Source organism: Streptomyces sp. NPDC005141 (genome assembly GCF_053599975.1).
In genome coordinates this window covers 73,578-95,951 of record NZ_JBSFYW010000005.1, presented here as the reverse complement: position 1 = coordinate 95,951, position 22,374 = coordinate 73,578, and the positions used below count along the sequence as shown (strand labels likewise).

Genomic DNA, 22,374 nt, shown 5'->3' with positions numbered 1-22,374 from the left:
CCACGGCCCGGCCGGTACGAGAGCGCCGGACGGCTGACCGTACTCCCGTCAGGCCCCGGTGACCGAGGCCAGGTAAGCGGCCGTCTTCTCCGGCTCGAAGAAGAAGTTCTCGAAGTCGGCCGGGTTGTTGAAGCCGTTGGCGAAACGGTCGGCGACGGGCGGGAGTTGGCCCGCGGCGCCGATCAGGTTGAGGACGTGCTCCGGCGGGACGCCCAGCATCGCGTTGGTCCACTTGGTGACGTGCTGCGCGGTGTCCCAGTAGCGGTCGAACGTCGCCTGCATCCACTCCTCGTCGAAGGGCTTGTCGCCCTGCTCGACGATCGAGGCGAGGTAGGCGGCGGCGCACTTGGAGGCCGAGTTGGAACCCTGGCCGGTGATCGGGTCGTTGGCCACGACGACGTCGGCGACCCCGAGGACCAGTCCGCCGCCGGGGAGGCGGCCGATCGGGTTGCGGACGGTGGGGGCGTACCGCCCGGACAACGTGCCGCCCGCGTCGGTCAGTTCGACGTTGGTGGCCCGCGCGTACTCCCAGGGCGTGAACCGCTCCATGAGTTCCAGGGTCAGGGAGAGGTGCTCGGCGGGGTCCTTCACACCGTTGAAGGCGTCGAGCGGGCCACCGGGTATGCCCTCCCAGAAGAGGATGTCGGCGCGGCCCGAGGTGGTGAGGGTCGGCATGATGAAGAGCTCGCCGACACCGGGGACCAGGTTGCAGCGGACCGCGTCGTAGTCCGGGTGCTCAGGACGCGGGCCGAGGCCGTGGACGTAGGCCACCGCGAGGGCGCGCTGCGGCTCGGTGTACGGGGAGCGGGCGGCGTCGCGGCCGAACATCGAGACGAGTTCGCCCTTGCCCGCCGAGACGAGTACCAGGTCGTAGGCGCGGGAGAAGTAGTCGAGGTCGGAGACCGCCGCGCCGTGGATGACCAGCTGGCCGCCGCGCTGAGCGAACGTCTCCATCCAGCCGGCCATCTTGACCCGCTGGTCGACCGACTGCGCGTACCCGTCGAGCTTGCCGACCCAGTCGATGGCGCGCTGCGAGGGGCCCGGGTCGAAGGAGCCGGGGGCCGCGACCGAGACGCCGAGACCTTCGATCTTCGGGGCCTGCGACTCCCAGAAGTTCAGCTGAAGATCGCGCTCGTGCTGGAGTGCCGTGTCGAACATGCACTGCGTCGACATGACCCGGCCGGACCGGATCTCGTCCGCGGTCCGGTTCGACATCAGGGTGACCTCGTACCCCTGCGACTGGAGGCCGAGGGCGAGCTGGAGTCCGGACTGACCGGCTCCGACGACGAGTATCTTCCGCATGCGGGTTGCTTCTCCTAGGACTTGGGCGTCCCTATTCGGGGCTGACTTCGAGCGCGTGGCCGACCAGGGCGAGCAGGGCCTCGACGACCGAGATCCGGCGACGTGCGTCCATGATCATGACAGGTATGTGCGGAGGAACCGTGAGGGCTTCGCGCACGTCGTCCGGCTCGAACCGGTCGCTGCCGTCGAAGTGGTTGACGGCGACGACGTACGGCAGTCCGCAGCTCTCGAAGTAGTCGAGCGCCGGGAAGCAGTCCGAGAGGCGGCGGGTGTCCGCGAGGACCACCGCACCGATCGCGCCGCGCACCAGGTCGTCCCACATGAACCAGAACCGCTGCTGGCCCGGCGTACCGAAGAGGTAGAGCACCAGGTCGTCGTCGAGCGTGATGCGCCCGAAGTCCATGGCCACGGTGGTGGTCAGCTTCTCCGGCGTACCCGTGAGGTCGTCGGTGTCCTCGCTCGCCCGGGTCATCAGCGCCTCCGTCTGGAGGGGAGTGATCTCCGAGACGGAGGTGACGAGCGTGGTCTTGCCGACGCCGAAGCCGCCCGCCACCACGATCTTCGTGGCGATCGGCGCGCGCGTGCGGTCCGTCTGCCAGGCCTGCAGATTCTCCTCGTCGTCGAGGAGAGGGGCGACGCCAGGTTCGGCGTCAGAGACGACGGAGTCCACTCAACACCCTTTCCAGCAGAGCGCGGTCCGGCTGTCCCGGGCCGTGACCTGTTCCGTACACACGGATCTTTCCCTGGTCCGCCAGGTCGCTCAGCAGCACCCGGACCACTCCGAGCGGCATCCTGAGGAGGGCGGCGATCTCGGCCACCGTGCGCATCCGGCGGCAGAGTTCGACGATGGCCAGCATCTCGGGCATCACCCGGTGGGTGAGCGAGCCGTTGGTCAGCTCCTTGCGCTCCTGCGGGGCCTCCAGCGCGGCCACGAAGGTCTCCACCAGCAGGACGTGGCCGAAGCGCGTCCGTCCGCCGGTGAGCGAGTAGGGGCGTACCCGGGCGGGCTTGCGGCCGCCGCCGCGCACCGGGAGCTTCGAAACACCGTTCGACACGGTCATCGGGTACTCCCGAGCGCCTCGGCCTCGGCGCCGGCCACGGTCTGGGCCTGGGCCTGGGCCTCGAGGGATTTTCGGAGCTCGATACGCAGCTCGGGGGTCAGGACGTGTCCGGCCCGGCCGACGAAGAGCGCCATGTGGTAGGCCACCACGCTCATGTCGCAGTCCGGGGAGCCGTGCACTCCGAGCAGCGAGCCGTCGCTGATCGCCATGACGAAGAGACTGCCCTCGTCCATCGCGACCATCGTCTGTTTGACGCCGCCGCCGTCCATCAGCTTGGCGGCGCCGATGGTGAGGCTGCCGATGCCGGAGACGATGGTGGCGAGGTCGGCGGCGGAGCCCTTGGGGCCGGTGGGCCTGGTGCTGTCTGCCGTCCGCGCCTCGGCGTTGCGGCCGGGGTCGGAGGAGAGCAGCAGCAGGCCGTCCGAGGAGACGACCGCGACCGACAGGAGTCCCGGCACCTCCTCGACGAGATTGGTCAGCAGCCAGTGCAGGTTACGTGCTTCGCTGCTCAGGCCGAAGGTACTGGTCGCGGTCAACTGCTTGCCTCCTCGACTGTGCCCCCCGATGCTTCTACGTCCTGTGCGTTGAGCCGGTGCGCCGTGGGCGCGTGTCCTGCGGGAGCGGGTGCGGTGGGCACGGGTGCCGACAGTTTCGGTCCGTCGGGCGCGGGGGTCTCCGCCGTCCGGTCGGCGATCTCCGCCTCCACGTCGCGACGCCCCTCGACCGCGCCCCGGTGGAAGCCGCCCAGCCTGCGGCGCAGGGCATCGGCGTCCACGCCGCCCACACGCGGCCGCGGGGCTGCGGCGGGGGCGGAGATCTTCGGCGTCCGCTTGGGCAGGCCCTTGTCGGTGACCCTGGGGTGCTCGTCGGGCGCCCGCTCGTGGCTGTCGGGGCCGATGGCGTACGGGTCGGTGGTGACCTCTGCGGACGGGTCCGTCGCCGGAGCGGCCTCGGCGACACCGGGGGCCGTCCCGCCCGGGGCGGGGGCGTCCGTGTCGAAGCCGGGAGCCGGCTCGGCGAGGTCTGCCGCCTGGGGGGAGACCGGTGCGGGTCCGGCGAGGCCGGGGTCCGGCTCGGCGGATCGGGGGGCGGGTACGGATGCGGGTCCGGAGCCGGGTGCGGGTGCCGCCCCCGGCGCGGTCGCCGCCCCGGTGGAGTCCGGTGCGGAGAATTCCGAAGCGTGGGACCCGGGCGCCGCGGCTCCCGGTGCGGGAGCTTCCGGTACGAGGGACTCGCGCGCGAGGGATCCCGGTGCCGAGATTCCCTGCGCCGGAGACTCGGGTGCGGGAGATCCCGGTGCCGAGATCCCCTGTGCCGGGGACCCGGGTGCCGGAGATGCCATACCGGAGGCGTCCGCTGCGAGGGACTCGGGTGCCGGGAACTCGGGTGCCGGAGATGCCGCACCGGGGGCGGCCGGTGCGACGGGCTCCGGTGCGAAGGGCTCCGGTGCCAAGGATCCCGGTGCCGGGAACTCGGGTGCCGGAGATGCCGCACCGGGGACATCCGGTGCGACGGGCTCCGGTGCGAAGGACTCGGGTGCGAAGGATCCCGGTGCCGGGAACTCGGGTGCCGGAGATGCCGCACCGGGGACATCCGGTGCGACGGGCTCCGGTGCGAAGGACTCGGGTGCGAAGGATCCCGGTGCCGGGGACTCGGGTGCCGGAGATGCCGTACCGGAGGCGTCCGGTACGAGAGCTTCCGGGGCGAGATCCGGGAGCAGCAGCTCCATCGTGGTCTCGGGCGTGAGTTCGGGCTCCGGCTCGGCGGCCGGCTGGGGCTCGCGGGGCGCCGGGATGAGCGGGGTCTGCGCGGCCGGTCCGGGCGCGGGAACGGGTGCCTGCCCGGGCGCCGGGTCCGCCTCGGGCCCGGCGTCCCGTACGGCCGCCTGGGCCGCCGCGATCACCGGGTCCTCGTCGCCGACCGGGGCCGACGCGGCGAGGGCCGAACGGCCGTGCAGGACATTGGAGTTGGCCTCGGCGTCGGCGCCGGGCAGGGCGACCTGGGGAGCGGCGCCGACAAGCCGGGTGGTGGCGGGGACGGTGGACGCGGGCGCGGCTGCCAGCAGTGCCTTCGGGAGGACGACCACGGCGGCCACACCGCCCTGCTTCTGCTCGCGCAACTGCGCCCGTACGCCGTGCCGGTGGGCGAGCCGGGCCACCACGTACAGGCCGAGCCCGAGTCCCTCGCCGCTCTCCTGGTCGTACGTGTCCTCGGGGTCGAACTCGTCGAGGCGGGCGTTGAGGTGGCTCATCCGCTCGTCGGTCATGCCGATGCCCTCGTCCTGCACGGAGAGCATCACCTCGCCGCTCTCCAGCAGCCAGCCGGAGACCTCGACGGGCACGTCGGGCGGCGAGAACGAGGTGGCGTTCTCCAGGAGTTCGGCCACCAGGTGGCTGAGGTCGTCGGCGGCGAATCCGACGATGTGCGCGTGCGGCGGCAGCGCGGCGATGCGCACCCGCTCATAGCGCTCGATCTCGCTGACCGCGGCCCGTACGACGTCGACGAGCGGGACCGGGCCCGCGTGGTGCTGGACGTGCTCGGCGCCCGCGAGGACGAGGAGGTTCTCGCTGTGCCGCCGCATGACGGTGGCGAAGTGGTCGAGCTTGAAGAGGGTGGCGAGGCGGTCCGGGTCCTGCTCCCGGTCCTCCAGGCCCTCGATGACGCCGAGCTGGCGCTCGACGAGGCCGAGGGTGCGCAGCGCGAGGTTGACGAAGGTGCTGTGGATGGTGCCGCGCACCTGCTGCAAGTGGGTCGCCGCCTCGGCGAGTTCGCCGCGCAGCTTGTCGCGCTCGTCGGCCATCAGCTGGCGCTGGCCGATGAGGTGCTTGCGGTCGCCTTCGAGGGTGGCGATCCGCTCGTGGAGCGTGGCGGCGTGCGTGTGCAGCGCGTTGACGGAGCGGACGACCTGGGCGAACTCGTCGTTGCGGCCGGTGAACTTGACCGGTTCCTGGGAGCCCGGGTCGGCGGCGAGCCGGGCCGAGCCGAGGCGCAGGACGGCGAGCGGCCGGGTGAGCGTGCGGGCCATGGCCATCGCGACGCCGACCGCGACGAGCAGCAGCACGCCGAGGGCGGTGATGCGGATCTCCAGCGCGGTGACGTCGTCGTCCCGCAGCAGTTCGAGGTCCTTGGTGCGGTGGTCGTTGAGGGAGGCTTCGGCTCCGCGCATCAGCTCGATCCGGGCGGACAGCGCGGCGTCCAGCTTCTTGGTGCCGGTGTCGAGCGCGGAGCCGGAGAGCTTCGGCTGAGCGGTGAGACTCGCCAGGTACTTGTCGGCGGAGGTGACGTCGGGGCCGGTGACGGTGGAGTCGTAGGACGCCACGGCCTTCTTGGGCGCGGTCTCGCGGAAGTCGGCGACGGCCGCGTCGGAGCGGAGGCGGGCCTGCTGGGCGGCGGCGCTCAGCGCGTCGCGCTGCTTGGTGTCGGCGGCCGACGAGGTGCTCGTGGTCGACGCCAGACCGGTGATCGGGTCGATGACGGTCTGGGTGGTGCGCGGGATGCCGAGGGCCGCGAGGAGCAGTCCGCGGGCGGCGGCGGACTGCTGGACGGCGGTGTCCAGTTCGGCGAGGGCGTGCGCTCCGGAGCCCGCGCGCAGCGGCGTCCGGTCGGCCAGGTCCTCGGCGAGGGCGTGGAGTTCGGTGATGGCCTCGGAGTACGCCTGGTGCGTTTCGAGGGCGGTGCTCTTCCCGGTGAGCGCCGCTCGCCGGAGGGCCGCGATGGCGTCGAGGTCCTTGAGCAGCGCGGCGGGGGCGTCCTCGTCGGCGCGCAGCTCGTCGACCTGCCGGTCGACCCGGGCGCTGCGCTGTTCGGAGGGCGCCTTGGCCTTGGGCCGGCCCGCGGCGACGTACGAGGTGACGTCGTCGCGCTCGTCGGCCAGCGAGTGCGCGAGGGTCAGCGCCTGCTGGGTGCGCTGGGAGAGCGTCACCAGGTTCTGGGAGTCGTTCAGTTGTTGCGAGGCGGACAGCACCGTGGGCGCGCCGGCTCCGGCGATGGCGGCCGCGACGACCGCCACGGCCACGATCAGCCGGTTGCGTACGTGGGCGGTCCTGCCCCGGCCCGTGGAGTCGGTGGCGTCGCCGACGGCGCCACTCTCTGTGGAGTTGGAGGCCGTCTTCTTGCCTGTGCGCCTCGGCCGCGTCTTCTGCACCGGTGCTCGCATTCCTGACTCGTGTACCCATTTGGGGCCCGGGTGACGTCCCGTCAATCGCGGCGTCCGCCCGGTACGGCTCCCGACCCTCCCAGTGCCGGTGGGCAGTGGTCCCGCATCATCTGACCCGCCACCCGAAGGAGTGAACATCGGAGGGGAGTTGGCGGGCAAGTTCCCGCGGCTCGCGTGTGGGGCCTGCGCGGCGGGCCGGTTGGACGTCGGGGACGTGCTTTGGCAGTATTCGCCGCCACGTGTTGCCGGAGTCGATCATTCCATGCCAAACCTGGCGCTGAGCTGCCGGTCCGCACGATCGCGCGACCCTTGCCGACGTTTCGCGGACCTTGTGAAGGGCTCGTGCAGACTGGCGGGATGCGCACTGAACTCGTCTCGGAGCCCGGTGACCCGGACCGCCCCAATGAGGACTTCGCATCGGTCGGACTTCCCGCCTCAGGACAGGGCGGTTCGCTGGTGGTGCTGGACGGGGTGACACCCCCTCGCGGCGACTACGGCTGCCTGCATCCGGTCTCCTGGTTCTCCGCGCGGCTCGGCGGGGCGCTGACCGAACTGTCCGTTTCGCAGGGGGATTTGCCCCTGCCGGAGGTCCTGTCACAGGCCATCGGCCGTGTGGCCGAGGCGCACGCCGGCACCTGTGACCTTTCTCACCCACGCACACCCCAGGCAACCGTCGCCCTCGCACGGTGGTCCCCGTCCAAGATCGAGTATCTGGTGCTCTCGGACTCGGCGCTGCTGGTGGAATCCCCCACCGGTGAGGTGAACGCCCTGCTGGACGACCGCCTCTCCCGCCTCCCGCGCGCCTCGCTCGCCACGGACGCCGTCGCCGACGCCACCGTCCGCAACAGGGAGGGCGGCTTCTTCACGGCGGCCGCGGACCCCTCGGTGGCCTCCCGCGCGGTGGCGGGCACACTCCCCCGGGCCTCCGTCCGCGCCCTGGCGGCCTTCACGGACGGCGCCACCCGCTGGGTGGAGCGCTTCCACATGGGCGACTGGGCCGAGCTGTTCGCCCTCGTGCGCAAGGAGGGGTCCTCGGCCCTCGTCGAACGCGTTCGGGTACTGGAACGCGCGGACGCGCCGGAGGGGTCGCGTCCTCTGCGGGGCAAGAGGCACGACGACGCGACGGTGGTGTTCGTGCAACTGTGAGGGGACGGGGACGGCGGCCGGACGGCGGGCTACTTCTCCATGCCGACGTTCAGCTGGTGCAGCAGCCGGGCGAGTTCCGCGACCTCGTCCTGGTCCCAGTGGGCGAGTTGGCTGACGTAGCGGGCCCGGCGGGCCTCGCGGACGCTGGTGACGCGGCCGCGGCCCTCGTCGGTGAGGTGCACGAGCCAGGCACGGCCGTCGGCGGGGTCGGGTTCGCGCGCCACGAGACCCAACTCCTCCAGGGCGCGCAACTGCCGGGACATGGTGGCCTTGCCGACGCCGATATAGGCGGCGAGTTCCGTGGCGCGCTGGCGGCCGCACTCCTCGAGGCGGACGAGCAGCCCGTACGCGGCGGACTCCAGGTCCGGATGGACCTCGCGGGCCATCTCCCCCTGGTTGGCCCGGGCGCGGCGCAGGAACACGGTCAACTCGCGTTCCAGGGACAGGAACTCGCGCTCCGCGCCGCCGCGCGTCACGGACCGGTCCACACCATTTCCCGACACGCCGGATTCGACCGGCCGTCCGCCGTCGTTTCCGTGCTCGTGCACGTCAGCACCCCTGACCCGGTTTCCCGATCCTGAAAGTTTCCGCCAGAACTCGCCGTTGCCGCAGCTCCGCCAGTATTTCGCAGGCGTAGACCAACGGCAGCCTCCGGCCCCTCTTCCCACGCCGCCGTCTACGTGCGTAGCTTCTTTATCAGACACTTATGTGCTGGCATGCGCACGCCACCCCAGGCCAGGGACGGCCTGATCCCCCCTTCGGCACGCGTGCCCGCGCTTCCCCCCACCGAGCTCCACCGGAGCTCCATCGCCCTTCGGAGGCACGCATATGCCCGTGCACAGATCCGGAACGGCCCACCGCCTGCGACCGCTCGTGGTAGGAACCCTGCTCGCCGCCTTCTCCCTTCTGTACTCCCTCCCCTCCTCCGCCGCCGACACTCCCGCCCGGGGATCCGCCCGGATGGGCATCGGGGTCATCGCCCACGACGGCCGGGACGGCACACCGTCCACCGGTGACGCCACCCGGACGGAAGGAGTGGACGTCTCCGGGTACCAGGGCAACGTCGCCTGGTCGACGCTGTGGAGCAGCGGGGTCAGGTGGGCCTACACCAAGGCGACCGAGGGGACGTACTACACGAACCCGTACTTCGCCCAGCAGTACAACGGCGCGTACAACGTCGGCATGATCCGCGGCTCGTACCACTTCGGGACCCCGGACACGACGACCGGCGCCACCCAGGCCAACTACTTCGTCGACCACGGCGGCGGCTGGTCCAGGGACGGCAAGACCCTGCCCGGCGTCCTCGACATCGAGTGGAACCCGTACGGCGCCGCCTGCTACGGCAAGACACAGAGCGCCATGGTCAGCTGGATCAGCAGCTTCCTCACCCAGTACAAGGCCCGCACCGGGCGCGACGCGGTGATCTACACGGCCACCACCTGGTGGACCCAGTGCACCGGCAACCACGGCGGCTTCGCCTCCGCCAACCCGCTGTGGATCGCGCGCTACGCCTCCGATCCGGGGACGCTCCCCGCGGGCTGGGGGTTCTACACGATGTGGCAGTACACCTCGTCCGGTCCGACGGTCGGGGACCACGACAAGTTCAACGGCGCCCTGGACCGCGTACAGGCACTCGCCAACGGCTGAGGCACGGCACGGGCGTACGGCGAGATCGCACGCCCGGACGCGCGTAGCCGGCGTACGGCCACGACCCCCGGCACCGGCGTACGGCGCAGGCCCGGGCCTCCCTCACGGGACCCGGGCCTTCCCTTCCGGCAGCGTCCTCCCCCAGTGCTCAACGCCTGGGAGGCGCCCCCGTCACCGCTACCGGAACCTTCGGCACGGCGCCGTCCGTCACGCCGCCACCGGAACCTTCGGCACAGCGCCGTTCGTCGCCGGCGCCAGTGCCAGCTCGAGGACCTGGCGGACGTCCGTGACGGCGTGGACGTCGAGCTTCTCCAGGACCTCGGCCGGGACGTCGTCCAGATCGGCCTCGTTGCGCTTCGGGATGATCACGGTCGTGACACCCGCGCGGTGCGCGGCGAGCAGCTTCTGCTTCACGCCGCCGATCGGCAGGACACGGCCGGTCAGCGAGACCTCGCCGGTCATGGCCACGTCGGTGCGGACCAGCCGGCCGGACAGGAGCGACGCCAGGGCGGTCGTCATCGTGACGCCCGCGCTCGGGCCGTCCTTGGGGACCGCGCCCGCCGGGAAGTGGATGTGCGCTCCCCGGTCCTTCAGGTCGCCGACGGGCAGTTCGAGCTCCGCGCCGTGCGAGCGCAGGAAGGAGAGCGCGATCTGTGCCGACTCCTTCATCACGTCGCCCAGCTGACCGGTGAGGGTCAGACCCGCCGCGCCCGTCTCCGGGTCTGCCAGCGACGCCTCCACGTAGAGGACGTCACCGCCCGCGCCGGTGACGGCCAGACCGGTGGCGACACCGGGCACCGCCGTACGGCGCTCGGCCGGGTCCTGAGCGGACTCGGGCACATGGTGCGGGCGCCCGATGAGCCCGCGCAGGTCGCCGTCGGTCACCGTGAACGGCAGCTCCCGCTCGCCCAGTTCGTGCTGGGCCGCGACCTTGCGCAGCAGCCGGGCGATGCCCCGCTCCAGATTGCGCACGCCCGCTTCCCGGGTGTACTCCCCGGCGAGCTTGCGCAGCGCGCTCTCCGCGAGGACGACCTCGTCCTTCTCGAGACCGGCCCGCTCCAGCTGGCGCGGCAGCAGGTGGTCCCGGGCGATGACGACCTTCTCGTCCTCGGTGTAGCCGTCGAGGCGGACCAGCTCCATGCGGTCGAGCAGGGCCTCCGGGATGGCTTCGAGCACATTGGCCGTGGCCAGGAACACGACGTCGGAGAGGTCGAGTTCGACCTCCAGGTAGTGGTCGCGGAAGGTGTGGTTCTGTGCCGGGTCGAGGACTTCGAGCAGCGCCGCCGCCGGGTCGCCCCGGAAGTCGGAGCCGACCTTGTCGATCTCGTCGAGCAGGACCACCGGGTTCATCGACCCGGCCTCCTTGATGGCGCGGACGATCCGGCCGGGCAGCGCGCCGACGTACGTACGGCGGTGTCCGCGGATCTCGGCCTCGTCCCGCACGCCGCCGAGGGCGACGCGGACGAACTTTCGGCCCATGGCGTGCGCGACGGACTCGCCGAGCGAGGTCTTGCCGACGCCGGGCGGACCGACGAGCGCGAGCACGGCACCGCCGCGCCGGCCGCCGACGACTCCGAGACCGCGCTCGGAGCGCCGCTTGCGCACGGCGAGGTACTCGGTGATGCGCTCCTTCACGTCCTCCAGGCCGGCGTGCTCGGCGTCGAGCACGGACTGGGCGCCCTGGATGTCGTACGCGTCCTCGGTCCGCTCGGTCCACGGCAGCTCCAGGACGGTGTCGAGCCAGGTCCTGATCCAGCTGCCCTCGGGCGACTGGTCGCTGGACCGCTCCAGCTTCTCGACCTCCTTGAGGGCGGCCTCGCGGACGTTCTCCGGAAGATCGGCGGCCTCGACGCGGGCGCGGTAGTCGTCGGACTCCTCCTCGCCGTCCTCGCCCCTGAGGTCACGCAGTTCCTTGCGTACGGCTTCCAGCTGGCGCCGCAGCAGGAACTCGCGCTGCTGCTTGTCGACGCCCTCCTGGACGTCCTTGGCGATGGACTCGGCGACATCCTGCTCGGCGAGGTGCTCGCGGAGCTGCTCGGTGGCGAGCTTCAGCCGGGCCACCGGATCGGCGGTCTCCAGCAGCTCGACCTTCTGCTGGACGGTCAGGAACGGTGAGTAACCGGAATTGTCGGCAAGGGCGGAAACATCGTCGATCTGCTGCACCCTGTCCACGACCTGCCAGGCCGCGCGCTTGCGCAGCCAGCTGGTGGCCAGGGCCTTGTACTCCTTCACCAGGTCGGCCACCCGGCCGGGCATCGGGTCGGGCACGGTCTCCTCGACACGGGTGCCCTCGACCCAGAGCGCGGCACCGGGACCGGTGGTCCCCGCGCCCACCTTCACGCGCCCGCGCCCGCGAATCAGCGCGCCCGGGTCGCCGTCGGCCAGCCGGCCGACCTGCTCGACGGTGCCGAGCACTCCGGTGCTCGCGTAGGTCCCGTCGATGCGTGGCACCAGGAGTACCTGAGGCTTGCCGGGCGTTGAACGGGCGGCGGCCTGGGCGGCCTCCACCGCGGCACGCACATCGGTGTCGTTCAGATCCAGCGGAACCACCATTCCGGGCAGCACGACCTCGTCGTCGAGCGGCAGCACGGGCAGAGTGAGTGATGCGGACGTCGAAGCCATGATCTCCCCTTCGGCAGTCAAGTTGAGCTATGCCGACTCAATGCACGGCGGCTCCCCAATGTTCCCCGGCGGCTGTTCGCTCTGAGCGATCACTTCCGATCGACTGTCACCCCGCACGCATCACCGCTGGTCATCACCGGTCCACGGGGCCGGGGGCCGATCGAGCGGGAAGCCGCCATCGGAGTGCCCTTCGAAGGGTGGCGCGACGTCGGCCCACCCTGGCATCATCACCGGATGAGTAATGGCTCAAATGGCAAAATGACCATTACATGAACCGGAAGCGAGCGCAGGGGGCAGCGGTGGACAGGATCGTGCGGGCCTGGGTGGACGGGTGGGTCGTCTCGCGCGGGGCGGCGCCGCCCGTCGTCGAGGGATGGGGGTACACGATCGACGTGGGGCAGAAGGGGCACGTCACGCGCCATGTCCTCGGGGCGGCGAACGACCACGTCGAGGAGGCCGCGGTCCGCAAGGTCGCGGACGCGGTGACCGCGGCCGGAGTCTGGCTCAAGGTCTTCGCCGAGCCTTCGGTCGTCCGGCCCTGGCTCGGCACGGGCTGGTGGATCGACCCCGAGCCCGGCTACCTGATGTCCGCGCCCCTGACCGATGCCGGGAGCGCCGCGCCGGAGCGTTCCCTGCCCGTCGGCTACCGGCTGCGCACCTGGACCCTCGGGGGCGTCACTCGCGCCCTGGTCACGGCATCGGACGGCTCCTGGGCGGCCCGCGGCCAGATCGCTCCCACCGGCAGGACGGCGGTCGTCGACCAGATAGAGACGTCGGTGGAGCACCGGCGGCGGGGGCTCGGCCGCCTCGTCATGCGAACCCTCACCCGGGCCGCCGCGGACCAGGGCGCCGAGACCGGAGTCCTGGCGGGAACGCCGGAGGGGCGGGCCCTGTACGAGTCACTGGGGTGGCGGGTGGAGGCTCCCCTGCTGAGCGGTCACCACGTCGGGAACCGGCACGAGGAGCCGTAGTCCGGCCGCTCCCGGCAGGATCACGGGGAACCTCCCAGGCCTGGGAGAGGCGCGCCCGACTCCGGCCCGGTGCAGGTGTCGGCTCGGCCGGTGCAGTGTCGGCTCGGCCGGTGCAGTGTCGGCTCGGCCGGTGCAGTGTCGGCTCGGCCGGTGCAGTGTCGGCTCGGCTGGCGCGGGCGTCCGCTCGGCTGGCGCGGGCGTCCGCTCGGCTGGCGCGGGCGTCCGCTCGGCTGGCGCGGGCGTCCGCTCGGCTGGCGCGGGCGTCCGCTCGGCTGGCGCGGGCGTCCGCTCGGCCGGTGGACGCGCCGGTTGGCCCGGTGGCGCTCCGGTCCACGGTGCGGCGCTCCTTCCGTCGCACCCCACCGTTCGCGCCCCCCGGGTCGCTGTCCATGACCGGCGCCCGTACCGGCCGACGCACAGCAACTCCTCGAGGAGCGGCTCCGCAGGAAGGGACCTCGGGGGTCAGGCATCCGCTGTAAGGCCCCGGCCCGCCACCGTGATCGACCGCAGCAGCCGGTCCGCGTAGGCGCGGAAGGGGCCCACCATGTCGAAGCCCTCGGGGCTGCTCGCCGAAGGACCGCCCGAAGCTGTACGTGCGGGGCGTCTCGGAGCGGACGGCGGGCGGACGGGCAGGTCGTCGCCGATCCCCTCGACGCGGACCTCTCCGTGCTGCGCCTGGCGACTCCGTACGAGCGGCGTCCCGGGCTCTTCGAGTCCTTCTTCCACGCCGGCTCGCTCGCCTTCCCCGAGGACGAATTGAAGGACGTCCTGCGGCTGCTGGACGCGGTGCCCACACTGGTGTGCGTCAACCTCGAACGGCCCGCCGTCCTCCCCGAGATCACCGAACGGGCCGCCGCCCTGATCGCCGACTCGGCGCGAGCGACGCAGCGCTCCTCGACGCGCCTTCGGGCGGGCGACGGCAGAGGGGCGGCTGCCCTTCGAACTGCCGCGCTCGATGGCGGCGGTGCGGGCGTCGCGCCCCGACGTGCCCGACGACACGCGGGATCCGGTGTTCCCGTACGGGCACGGCCTGGATCTCGTACGAGACGGCGGGGCGCCTGATCCCGCACCGCCCGGGGTCCGGACCGTGGGGGCCGGGCCCCGGGCGAAATTCCGGCCACCCATTCCGGCGAGAATGCCAGGATGGCGGCCATGACTGCCTCGTACGACACCCCCGTGGTCATCGACCGCCGCCAGGGCCCGTTCGGCGAGGTCGTGTTGCGGCGCCACGGCGCGCTGCTGCAGATCATCGCCAACGGCTGCTTCCTGATGGACACGTCCGACGGACGTTCCGAGCGGCTGCTCGTGGACGCGGCGTACGACGCCCTGGACGGGCGCCCGGAGCCGAGCGTGCTGATCGGCGGGCTCGGCGTCGGGTTCTCGCTCGCGCACGCGGCCGCCGACCCCCGCTGGGGGCGCATCACGGTGGTCGAGCGCGAGCGGGCCATCATCGACTGGCACCGGGACGGCCCGCTCGCCGGACTCTCGGCCCGGGCGCTCGCCGACCCGCGCACGGAGATCGTCGAGTCCGATCTCGTCGACTACGTCAATGAGATCTCCGCCACGTTCGACGTGTTGTGCCTCGACATCGACAACGGACCCGACTGGACGGTCACCGAGGGCAACGCGGGCCTGTACGGGCCGCCCGGACTGGCAGGCTGCGCAAGGGCGTTGAAGCCGGGCGGTGTGCTCGCCGTGTGGTCGGCGCAGCCCTCTCCGGAATTTGAAGGATCCTTGCGGAATGCCGGATTCCATCGGGTCCGTACCGAAGAGATCCCTGTTGCCCGGGGCGTTCCCGACGTGGTGCACCTCGCGGTAAGGCCTGGATAGCCGGGGCACGGCGACTGCCCGTACCCTGCTTGCCTGACGCGGATCATTCAAGCGTCAAGCGCAGTCATGGGATCACCCCACGGATTCCGGAACGCACACTTCAGGGGCGGGCGATGGAGCAGACACAGACCTCCCAGAACGGCACGGCGGCCACCCCAGGCGCTCAGCGCCGGGTATTGGTCGTCGAGGACGACCCGACGATCGTCGACGCCATCGCGGCCCGCCTGAGAGCCGAGGGATTCCTCGTGCAAACCGCGGGCGACGGTCCGGCCGCCGTCGACACCGCCGAGGCCTGGCAGCCCGATCTGCTGATCCTCGACATCATGCTGCCCGGCTTCGACGGTCTGGAGGTCTGCCGCCGTGTGCAGGCCGCCCGCCCGGTGCCGGTGCTGATGCTCACCGCGCGCGACGACGAGACCGACATGCTGGTCGGGCTCGGCGTCGGCGCCGACGACTACATGACCAAGCCGTTCTCGATGCGCGAACTGGCCGCCCGCGTGCACGTCCTGCTCCGCAGGGTCGAGCGCGCGGTGGTCGCGGCCTCCACGCCGCGCAGCGGCATCCTGCGCCTCGGCGAGCTGGAGATCGACCACGCTCAGCGCCGAGTGCGGGTGCGCAGCGAGGACGTGCACCTCACTCCCACCGAATTCGATCTCCTCGTCTGCCTCGCGAACACGCCGCGTGCCGTACTCTCGCGCGAGCAGCTGCTCGCCGAGGTGTGGGACTGGGCGGACGCCTCCGGCACCCGGACCGTCGACAGCCACATCAAGGCGCTGCGTCGCAAGATCGGTGCCGAGCGGATCCGTACGGTGCACGGCGTGGGCTACGCACTGGAGACCCCGACTCCCTGAGCCGGGGTTCCGTCGGAACGTCGGGACCTTCGTGATCGGGACTGCGTGAGGGGCTGATGTGATGAGCGGACTCGGAGAGCGAGGACGCGGGCTCGGCGAGCGCGCGTCCGGGGAGCGCAGGAGCGCGGGCCCCTGGGGCGGTGTACGGCCTTTCTCGATCAAGACCAAGCTGGGCGCGCTGGTCGTCATCTCCGTGCTCATCACCACGGGTCTGTCGATGATCGCGGTGCACACCAAGACGGAGCTCCGCTTCATCACGGTCTTCTCGATGATCGCCACCCTGCTGATCACGCAGTTCGTGGCGCATTCGCTCACCGCGCCGCTGGACGAGATGAACGCGGTGGCCCGCTCCATCTCGCACGGCGACTACACCCGCCGGGTGCGTGACGACCGGCGGGACGAGTTGGGCGACCTGGCCCAGACGATCAACCTCATGGCGGACGAGCTGGAGGCCCAGGACCGCCAGCGCAAGGAACTCGTCGCGAATGTCTCGCACGAGCTGCGCACCCCCATCGCGGGCCTGCGCGCGGTCCTGGAGAACGTCGTGGACGGTGTCTCGGCGGCCGACCCCGAGACGATGCGCACGGCGCTGAAGCAGACGGAGCGGCTCGGACGGCTGGTGGAGACCCTCCTCGACCTGTCCCGGCTGGACAACGGCGTCGTGCCGCTGCGCAGGCGGCGCTTCGAGGTGTGGCCCTATCTTTCCGGCGTGCTGAAGGAGGCCAACATGGTCGCCTCCGCGCGCGCGGACATCACCTCGGGCTCCGGCGGCGGCCACACCCGCACGGATGTCCATCTGCACCTCGACGTGTCCCCGCCGGAGCTGACCGCGCACGCGGACCCGGAGCGGATCCACCAGGTCGTGGCGAATCTCATCGACAACGCCGTCAAGCACAGCCCGCCGCACGGCCGGGTGACGGTGAAGGCACGACGGGGCGCCTACCCCGAGTCGCTGTCCCTGGAGGTCCTGGACGAGGGGCCCGGCATTCCGAAGTCGGAGTGGCACCGCGTCTTCGAGCGGTTCAACCGCGGCGGGGTGCCCGCGCCGCACGGTCCGGGCAGCGACGGCGGTACGGGTCTGGGCCTGGCCATCGCCCGCTGGGCGGTCGATCTGCACGGCGGACGGATCGGTGTGGCCGAATCTCAGCGGGGCTGCCGGATCCAGGTCATCCTTCCGGGACTCCCTTCTCTGCCAAGTTGACGTAAAGTTCGAACCGGAGCCGCAAGATCCACCACTGTCGCCGCCGGCGTACACGTGTGATCAGGCACAGGACCGCGTGAACCGTGCCGTGGCCTTCGGTCGACGTACCCATTCCGAAGCGGAACCCCGCTTGTTTCCCGCCATTTCCCTGGGCGAAACACGGATTCTGATGTGACTTACACGACGTTGGACGGGCCCGGCCTGACCTTCTCGGCCAGGGAGGCGTAGCCTTTATTCCCGCTGTCCATCACCTTGTGAAGCGGAAGAGGGCGGTTGCCGCCGTGTCGCCACAGTCCCCCAGTAACTCGAGTATCTCGACCGATGACCAAGCCGCCGGGAAGAACCCCGCGGCCGCCTTCGGTGCCAACGAGTGGCTCGTCGACGAGATCTATCAGCAGTACCTCCAGGACCCGAATTCCGTAGACCGAGCCTGGTGGGACTTCTTCGCCGATTACAAGCCCGGGGCGCCCGCCGCCTCGGCTACGGCGGGTACTGCGGCCGCGGGGGCCGCAGGGACCACCACCCCGGCCGCGCCGGCCGCCCCTGTGCCGCCCGCCGCGCGCCAGGCTCCCCCTCAGGCGGCCCCGGCCGCTCCGGTCGCGCCCGCGCCGGCTCCGGTGGCCGCTCCCGCGGCTCCGAAGCCCGCTGCCGCCGCCCCGGCTCCCGCGAAGGCCGCCCCGGCCGCCGCGAAGCCGCAGGCCGCTCCGGCCACCGAGGCGCCCGAAGGCCCCGAGTACGTCACCCTGCGCGGTCCCGCCGGTGCCGTCGCGAAGAACATGAACGCCTCGCTGGAAGTGCCCACGGCCACGTCCGTGCGCGCGGTCCCGGTGAAGCTGCTGTTCGACAACCGCATCGTCATCAACAACCACCTGAAGCGCGCCCGGGGCGGGAAGATCTCCTTCACCCACCTCATCGGGTACGCGATGGTGCAGGCCATCAAGGCCATGCCGTCGATGAACTGGCACTTCGTGGAGAAGGACGGGAAGCCCACCCTCGTCAAGCCTCCGCACATCAACTTCGGCCTCGCCATCGACCTGGTGAAGCCCAACGGTGACCGCCAGCTGGTCGTCGCGGGCATCAAGAAGGCCGAGACGCTGAACTTCTTCGAGTTCTGGCAGGCCTACGAGGACATCGTCCGCCGCGCCCGTGACGGCAAGCTGACGATGGACGACTTCACCGGTGTCACGGTCTCCCTGACCAACCCCGGCGGCCTCGGCACCGTCCACTCTGTCCCGCGTCTGATGCCCGGACAGTCGGTCATCATGGGCGTCGGCTCGATGGACTACCCGGCGGAGTTCCAGGGCACCTCCCAGGACACCCTGAACAAGCTCGGCATCGCGAAGGTCATGACGCTCACGTCGACCTACGACCACCGGGTCATCCAGGGCGCCGCCTCCGGCGAGTTCCTGCGCGTCGTCGCGAACTCCCTGCTCGGCGAGACCGGCTTCTACGACGAGATCTTCGAGTCGCTGCGGATTCCCTACGAGCCGGTCCGCTGGCTCAAGGACATCGACGCCAGCCACGACGACGACGTCACCAAGGCCGCCCGCGTCTTCGAGCTGATCCACTCCTACCGGGTCCGTGGCCACGTCATGGCCGACACCGACCCGCTGGAGTACAAGCAGCGCAAGCACCCCGACCTGGACATCACCGAGCACGGCCTCACCCTCTGGGACCTGGAGCGCGAGTTCGCCGTCGGCGGCTTCGCGGGCAAGTCCCTGATGAAGCTGCGCGACATCCTCGGTGTGCTGCGCGACTCGTACTGCCGCACCACCGGCATCGAGTTCATGCACATCCAGGACCCGAAGCAGCGCAAGTGGATCCAGGACCGCATCGAGCGCCCGCACACCAAGCCGGAGCGCGAGGAGCAGCTGCGCATCCTGCGCCGCCTGAACGCGGCGGAGGCCTTCGAGACCTTCCTGCAGACGAAGTACGTCGGCCAGAAGCGCTTCTCCCTGGAGGGCGGCGAGTCCGTCATCCCGCTCCTCGACGCCGTCATCGACAGCGCCGCGGAGTCCCGCCTGGACGAGGTCGTCATCGGCATGGCCCACCGCGGCCGCCTGAACGTCCTCGCGAACATCGTCGGCAAGTCGTACGCGCAGATCTTCCGCGAGTTCGAGGGCAACCTCGACCCGAAGTCGATGCACGGCTCCGGCGACGTGAAGTACCACCTGGGCGCCCAGGGGACCTTCACCGGCCTGGACGGCGAGCAGATCAAGGTCTCGCTGGCCGCCAACCCGTCCCACCTGGAGACGGTCGACCCGATCATCGAGGGCATCGTCCGCGCCCGGCAGGACATCATCAACAAGGGCGGCACGGACTTCACCGTCCTGCCCGTCGCCCTGCACGGTGACGCGGCCTTCGCCGGCCAGGGTGTGGTCGCCGAGACGCTCAACATGTCGCAGCTTCGCGGCTACCGCACGGGCGGCACGGTCCACATCGTCATCAACAACCAGGTCGGCTTCACGGCCGCCCCGGAGTCGTCGCGCTCTTCCATGTACGCCACCGACGTGGCCCGCATGATCGAGGCGCCGATCTTCCACGTGAACGGTGACGACCCCGAGGCCGTCGTCCGCGTCGCGCGCCTGGCGTTCGAGTTCCGTCAGGCGTTCAACAAGGACGTCGTGATCGACCTCATCTGCTACCGCCGCCGCGGCCACAACGAGTCCGATAACCCGGCGTTCACGCAGCCGCTGATGTACGACCTGATCGACAAGAAGCGCTCGGTGCGCAAGCTCTACACCGAGTCCCTGATCGGTCGCGGCGACATCACCCTCGAAGAGGCCGAGCAGGCGCTGCAGGACTTCCAGGGCCAGCTGGAGAAGGTCTTCACCGAGGTCCGCGAGGCCGTCGCGCAGGCACCCGAGGCTCACGTCCCGGACGTCCAGGCCGAGTTCCCGGTCGCCGTGGCCACCGCGGTCTCCCAGGAGATCGTGAAGCGGATCGCCGAGTCCCAGGTCAACATCCCCGACAACGTCACCGTGCACCCGCGGCTGCTCCCGCAGCTCCAGCGCCGCGCGGCGATGATCGAGGACGGCACGATCGACTGGGGCATGGGCGAGACCCTCGCCATCGGTTCGCTGCTCCTCGAGGGCACGCCGGTCCGGCTGTCCGGCCAGGACTCGCGCCGCGGCACCTTCGGCACGCGTCACGCGGTGCTGATCGACCGGGTCACGGGCGAGGACTACACCCCGCTCCAGTACCTCTCGGACGAGCAGGCCCGCCTGAACGTCTACGACTCGCTGCTCTCCGAGTACGCGGTCATGGGCTTCGAGTACGGCTACTCGCTGGCCCGCCCGGACGCGCTGGTGATGTGGGAGGCGCAGTTCGGCGACTTCGTCAACGGCGCGCAGACGGTCGTCGACGAGTACATCTCGGCCGCCGAGCAGAAGTGGGGCCAGACGTCCGGCGTCACCCTGCTGCTCCCGCACGGCTACGAGGGCCAGGGCCCGGACCACTCCTCGGCCCGCATCGAGCGCTTCCTCCAGCTGTGCGCCCAGAACAACATGACGGTCGCCCAGCCGACGTCCCCGTCGAACTACTTCCACCTCCTGCGGTGGCAGGTGCACAACCCGCACCACAAGCCGCTGGTGGTCTTCACCCCGAAGTCGATGCTGCGCCTCAAGGCGGCGGCCTCGAAGGCGGAGGAGTTCACGACCGGTCAGTTCCGCCCGGTCATCGGCGACGACTCGGTCGAGGCGGCCGCCGTGCGCAAGGTCGTGTTCTGCGCCGGCAAGCTGTACTACGACCTGGAGGCCGAGCGGAAGAAGCGCGGCAGCACGGACACGGCGATCATCCGTATCGAGCGCCTGTACCCGCTGCCGGGTGCCGAGCTCCAGGCGGAGATCGCCAAGTACCCGAACGCCGAGAAGTACCTGTGGGCCCAGGAGGAGCCGGCGAACCAGGGTGCCTGGCCGTTCATCGCGCTCAACCTGATCGACCACCTGGACCTGGCGGTCGGTGCCGACGTCCCGGGCGCCGAGCGCCTGCGCCGCATCTCGCGTCCGCACTCCTCCTCGCCCGCCGTGGGTTCCGCGAAGCGGCACCAGGCGGAGCAGGAGCAGCTGGTGCGTGAGGTGTTCGAGGCCTAGGCCCCGCGGCACGGCAGTACGCATCGCCTGTACGGCGTCGGAGACCCGGTTCCCTTTCGAGGGGGCCGGGTCTCCGGCCTGTGGGGCGGATCTCCGGTCCCTGGGGCGGTCCGCTCCGGCGACAGCTCACCGCGTTACTCCCTGAGCTCGTCCGCCCCGAGATCCGGGCCCCACCGGTGCGTTCCGTCCGGCGTCCCGATCCGTGCGACCCGGGTCACCGCGCCCCTCACGCCAGAGGCCCCGGGGAGCCCCGCGCCCCCGCCTATCCTTTTGTCCAGCGTTCCCCTTCCCTTTCACCGACGGAGCACCAGTCATGTACTTCACCGACCGCGGCATCGAGGAACTTGAGAAGCGGCGCGGCGAGGAAGAGGTCACCTTCGAGTGGCTCGCCGAGCAGCTGCGTACGTTCGTCGACCTCAACCCTGACTTCGAGGTACCGGTGGAGCGGCTGGCGACCTGGCTGGCCCGGCTGGACGACGAGGACGAGGACGAGGAGTAGACACTCCGGCGGCGTCAGTCGAAGGCGCGCAGACGGTCGTAGGCCAGGCCGAGGGCGCCGCGGAGCATCAGGACCGCGCCGACGACGATCCAGCCGCCGCTGCGGCGTCGTACGCCCCAGGCGGTGAGCGGGAGACCGACGGCCAGCTGGGCCGCGGCGAGGGCGCGCGCCCTCGGACCGCGCAGCCAGGGCCCGAGGCCGCCGCTCTCCACGACGTCGAGTTCGGCGCCGACGGCGGCACGCCAGCCGGTCCACTCGATCTGCTCGGCGTCGGGCCGGATCCGGGCCGCGTCGCGGAGCCGGTCCGCGGGCCGGCCGGGTTCCAGTCCGGCCGGAAGGACCAGCCCCGCGTGCGTGAGGACGGCGAGGAGCCCGCTCACGCGCGCGTGGGCGTCGGCCACCGGATCGGGCTGCGTCAACGGTTCCAGGGACTGCATGTCGAGCACCGGGTCGAGACCGAGGCGGGCGGCGAAGGTGCGCATCGCCTCGTCCTCGCCGACCGGGGTGCCGTTCGCCAGCCATTCGTAGCCCACGGTGCGGCGGAAGCCCGAGGCCAGGGTGAAGCCGCTGCGGTCGGTGTCCCACCACAGGGCGAGGACGGGCCAGGGGGCGCCGACGGCGAGCGCCGCGGCCCAGCCGGTGAGCACCCGGTCGACGGGTTCCTCGCCGTGCTGCCAGGGCCTGCCCTCGGGAATCAGCACGCTCCACTCGGGCCCCGCCCCGGCGAGCAGCATCCGCTCGCGCAGCAACTGGGCGGCGGGACCGACCGACTCGGGACGGGCCCGGCAGAGGAGCAGGGCGCCGGGGGCCTGGACCGGGTGGTCGTCCCGGGACTCGCCGGAGGCAGTCGACATAGCCCCATTTTAGGGCGATTTGCCCACATCGACGCACCGGTGATCCCCAGAACGGGTGTCTTGACTTTCCCCATCCGCGATATATCGTGAATGACGGAAGACGCGATATGGCGCGTCGATTTCGGACTCGCGTGCGGGTCCGG

General features: G+C 71.2%; 16 protein-coding genes and 1 pseudogene. 9 read left to right on the top strand and 8 right to left on the bottom strand.

Going from position 1 to position 22,374, the window contains the following annotated elements:
- Nucleotides 1-48: 48 nt before the first annotated feature.
- The 5 genes and pseudogenes from ACWD68_RS05830 to ACWD68_RS05810 form a co-directional block, all read right to left on the bottom strand.
- Nucleotides 49-1,302 carry a styrene monooxygenase/indole monooxygenase family protein gene (locus ACWD68_RS05830; protein ID WP_451805231.1) on the bottom strand — a complete coding sequence of 418 codons (1,254 nt, stop codon included), beginning with the start codon at nt 1,300-1,302 and terminating at the stop codon, nt 49-51.
- 31 nt (nt 1,303-1,333) lie between these two features.
- Nucleotides 1,334-1,972 (bottom strand): GTP-binding protein, encoded by a 639-nt coding sequence (locus tag ACWD68_RS05825; RefSeq protein ID WP_451805230.1) that lies wholly within the window; start codon nt 1,970-1,972, stop codon nt 1,334-1,336.
- Nucleotides 1,953-2,363: a DUF742 domain-containing protein gene (locus ACWD68_RS05820; protein WP_451805229.1), complete on the bottom strand. Its 411-nt coding sequence runs from the start codon at nt 2,361-2,363 to the stop codon at nt 1,953-1,955. Before ACWD68_RS05820 ends, ACWD68_RS05825 begins: the two co-directional genes overlap by 20 nt.
- Complete coding sequence (locus tag ACWD68_RS05815; protein ID WP_451805228.1) at nt 2,360-2,899, bottom strand: roadblock/LC7 domain-containing protein; 540 nt, start codon at nt 2,897-2,899, stop codon at nt 2,360-2,362. Before ACWD68_RS05815 ends, ACWD68_RS05820 begins: the two co-directional genes overlap by 4 nt.
- A 923-nt stretch (nt 2,900-3,822) precedes the next feature.
- Nucleotides 3,823-6,507: pseudogene (locus ACWD68_RS05810) on the bottom strand (sensor histidine kinase); the annotation flags it as partial.
- A gap of 369 nt (nt 6,508-6,876) precedes the next feature.
- Here ACWD68_RS05810 and ACWD68_RS05805 point away from each other — a divergent pair.
- Nucleotides 6,877-7,665 carry a protein phosphatase 2C domain-containing protein gene (locus ACWD68_RS05805; protein ID WP_451805227.1) on the top strand — a complete coding sequence of 263 codons (789 nt, stop codon included), beginning with the start codon at nt 6,877-6,879 and terminating at the stop codon, nt 7,663-7,665.
- Nucleotides 7,666-7,694: 29 nt separating this feature from the next.
- On the opposite strand, the gene ACWD68_RS05800 is transcribed toward ACWD68_RS05805, so the two are convergent.
- On the bottom strand, nt 7,695-8,213 hold the full coding sequence (locus ACWD68_RS05800) for a MarR family winged helix-turn-helix transcriptional regulator (RefSeq protein WP_451805226.1): 519 nt from the start codon (nt 8,211-8,213) through the stop codon (nt 7,695-7,697).
- A 280-nt stretch (nt 8,214-8,493) separates the two neighbouring features.
- Between ACWD68_RS05800 and ACWD68_RS05795 the strand changes: the two genes are divergently transcribed.
- Entirely contained in the window at nt 8,494-9,312 is an 819-nt protein-coding gene (locus tag ACWD68_RS05795) for a lysozyme (protein ID WP_451805225.1), read from the top strand.
- Nucleotides 9,313-9,519: 207 nt separating this feature from the next.
- On the opposite strand, the gene lon is transcribed toward ACWD68_RS05795, so the two are convergent.
- Nucleotides 9,520-11,934, bottom strand: coding sequence for an endopeptidase La (gene lon, locus ACWD68_RS05790; RefSeq protein WP_451805224.1), 2,415 nt, complete (start codon nt 11,932-11,934; stop codon nt 9,520-9,522).
- A gap of 269 nt (nt 11,935-12,203) precedes the next feature.
- Here lon and ACWD68_RS05785 point away from each other — a divergent pair, with 269 nt between their 5' ends.
- The 7 genes from ACWD68_RS05785 (at nt 12,204) to ACWD68_RS05755 (ending at nt 21,377) form a co-directional block, all read left to right on the top strand.
- Nucleotides 12,204-12,905, top strand: a complete 702-nt coding sequence (locus ACWD68_RS05785) for a GNAT family N-acetyltransferase (protein WP_451805223.1) — start codon at nt 12,204-12,206, stop codon at nt 12,903-12,905.
- A 666-nt stretch (nt 12,906-13,571) separates the two neighbouring features.
- A complete protein-coding gene (locus ACWD68_RS05780; protein WP_451805222.1) occupies nt 13,572-13,967 on the top strand; it encodes a hypothetical protein in 396 nt (131 codons plus the stop codon).
- 90 nt (nt 13,968-14,057) lie between these two features.
- The gene (locus ACWD68_RS05775) at nt 14,058-14,735 is read left to right on the top strand and encodes a spermine/spermidine synthase domain-containing protein (RefSeq protein ID WP_451805350.1); all 678 of its coding nucleotides are present in this window, start codon (nt 14,058-14,060) and stop codon (nt 14,733-14,735) included.
- 113 nt (nt 14,736-14,848) lie between these two features.
- Nucleotides 14,849-15,586, top strand: coding sequence for a response regulator transcription factor (locus tag ACWD68_RS05770; RefSeq protein ID WP_451805221.1), 738 nt, complete (start codon nt 14,849-14,851; stop codon nt 15,584-15,586).
- Nucleotides 15,587-15,647: 61 nt separating this feature from the next.
- On the top strand, nt 15,648-16,787 hold the full coding sequence (locus ACWD68_RS05765) for a HAMP domain-containing sensor histidine kinase (protein WP_451805220.1): 1,140 nt from the start codon (nt 15,648-15,650) through the stop codon (nt 16,785-16,787).
- A gap of 281 nt (nt 16,788-17,068) precedes the next feature.
- Entirely contained in the window at nt 17,069-20,878 is a 3,810-nt protein-coding gene (locus ACWD68_RS05760) for a multifunctional oxoglutarate decarboxylase/oxoglutarate dehydrogenase thiamine pyrophosphate-binding subunit/dihydrolipoyllysine-residue succinyltransferase subunit (protein WP_451805219.1), read from the top strand.
- Nucleotides 20,879-21,191: 313 nt separating this feature from the next.
- Nucleotides 21,192-21,377 carry a DUF6104 family protein gene (locus ACWD68_RS05755; protein WP_030190019.1) on the top strand — a complete coding sequence of 62 codons (186 nt, stop codon included), beginning with the start codon at nt 21,192-21,194 and terminating at the stop codon, nt 21,375-21,377.
- Between the two features lie 14 nt (nt 21,378-21,391).
- Here the strand turns inward: ACWD68_RS05755 and ACWD68_RS05750 are convergent, their stop codons facing one another.
- On the bottom strand, nt 21,392-22,231 hold the full coding sequence (locus ACWD68_RS05750) for a hypothetical protein (protein WP_451805218.1): 840 nt from the start codon (nt 22,229-22,231) through the stop codon (nt 21,392-21,394).
- Nucleotides 22,232-22,374: the final 143 nt, after the last annotated feature.

Excerpts from the sequence above, each read along its gene's own strand:
- ACWD68_RS05830 (WP_451805231.1), bottom strand. The coding sequence starts at position 1,302 with ATGCGGAAGATACTCGTCGTCGGAGCCGGTCAGTCCGGACTCCAGCTC.
- ACWD68_RS05820 (WP_451805229.1), bottom strand. The coding sequence starts at position 2,363 with ATGACCGTGTCGAACGGTGTTTCGAAGCTCCCGGTGCGCGGCGGCGGC.
- ACWD68_RS05805 (WP_451805227.1), top strand. The coding sequence starts at position 6,877 with ATGCGCACTGAACTCGTCTCGGAGCCCGGTGACCCGGACCGCCCCAAT.
- ACWD68_RS05795 (WP_451805225.1), top strand. The coding sequence starts at position 8,494 with ATGCCCGTGCACAGATCCGGAACGGCCCACCGCCTGCGACCGCTCGTG.
- lon (WP_451805224.1), bottom strand. The coding sequence starts at position 11,934 with ATGGCTTCGACGTCCGCATCACTCACTCTGCCCGTGCTGCCGCTCGAC.
- ACWD68_RS05785 (WP_451805223.1), top strand. The coding sequence starts at position 12,204 with ATGAACCGGAAGCGAGCGCAGGGGGCAGCGGTGGACAGGATCGTGCGG.
- ACWD68_RS05775 (WP_451805350.1), top strand. The coding sequence starts at position 14,058 with ATGACTGCCTCGTACGACACCCCCGTGGTCATCGACCGCCGCCAGGGC.
- ACWD68_RS05770 (WP_451805221.1), top strand. The coding sequence starts at position 14,849 with ATGGAGCAGACACAGACCTCCCAGAACGGCACGGCGGCCACCCCAGGC.
- ACWD68_RS05765 (WP_451805220.1), top strand. The coding sequence starts at position 15,648 with ATGAGCGGACTCGGAGAGCGAGGACGCGGGCTCGGCGAGCGCGCGTCC.
- ACWD68_RS05755 (WP_030190019.1), top strand. The coding sequence starts at position 21,192 with ATGTACTTCACCGACCGCGGCATCGAGGAACTTGAGAAGCGGCGCGGC.
- ACWD68_RS05750 (WP_451805218.1), bottom strand. The coding sequence starts at position 22,231 with ATGTCGACTGCCTCCGGCGAGTCCCGGGACGACCACCCGGTCCAGGCC.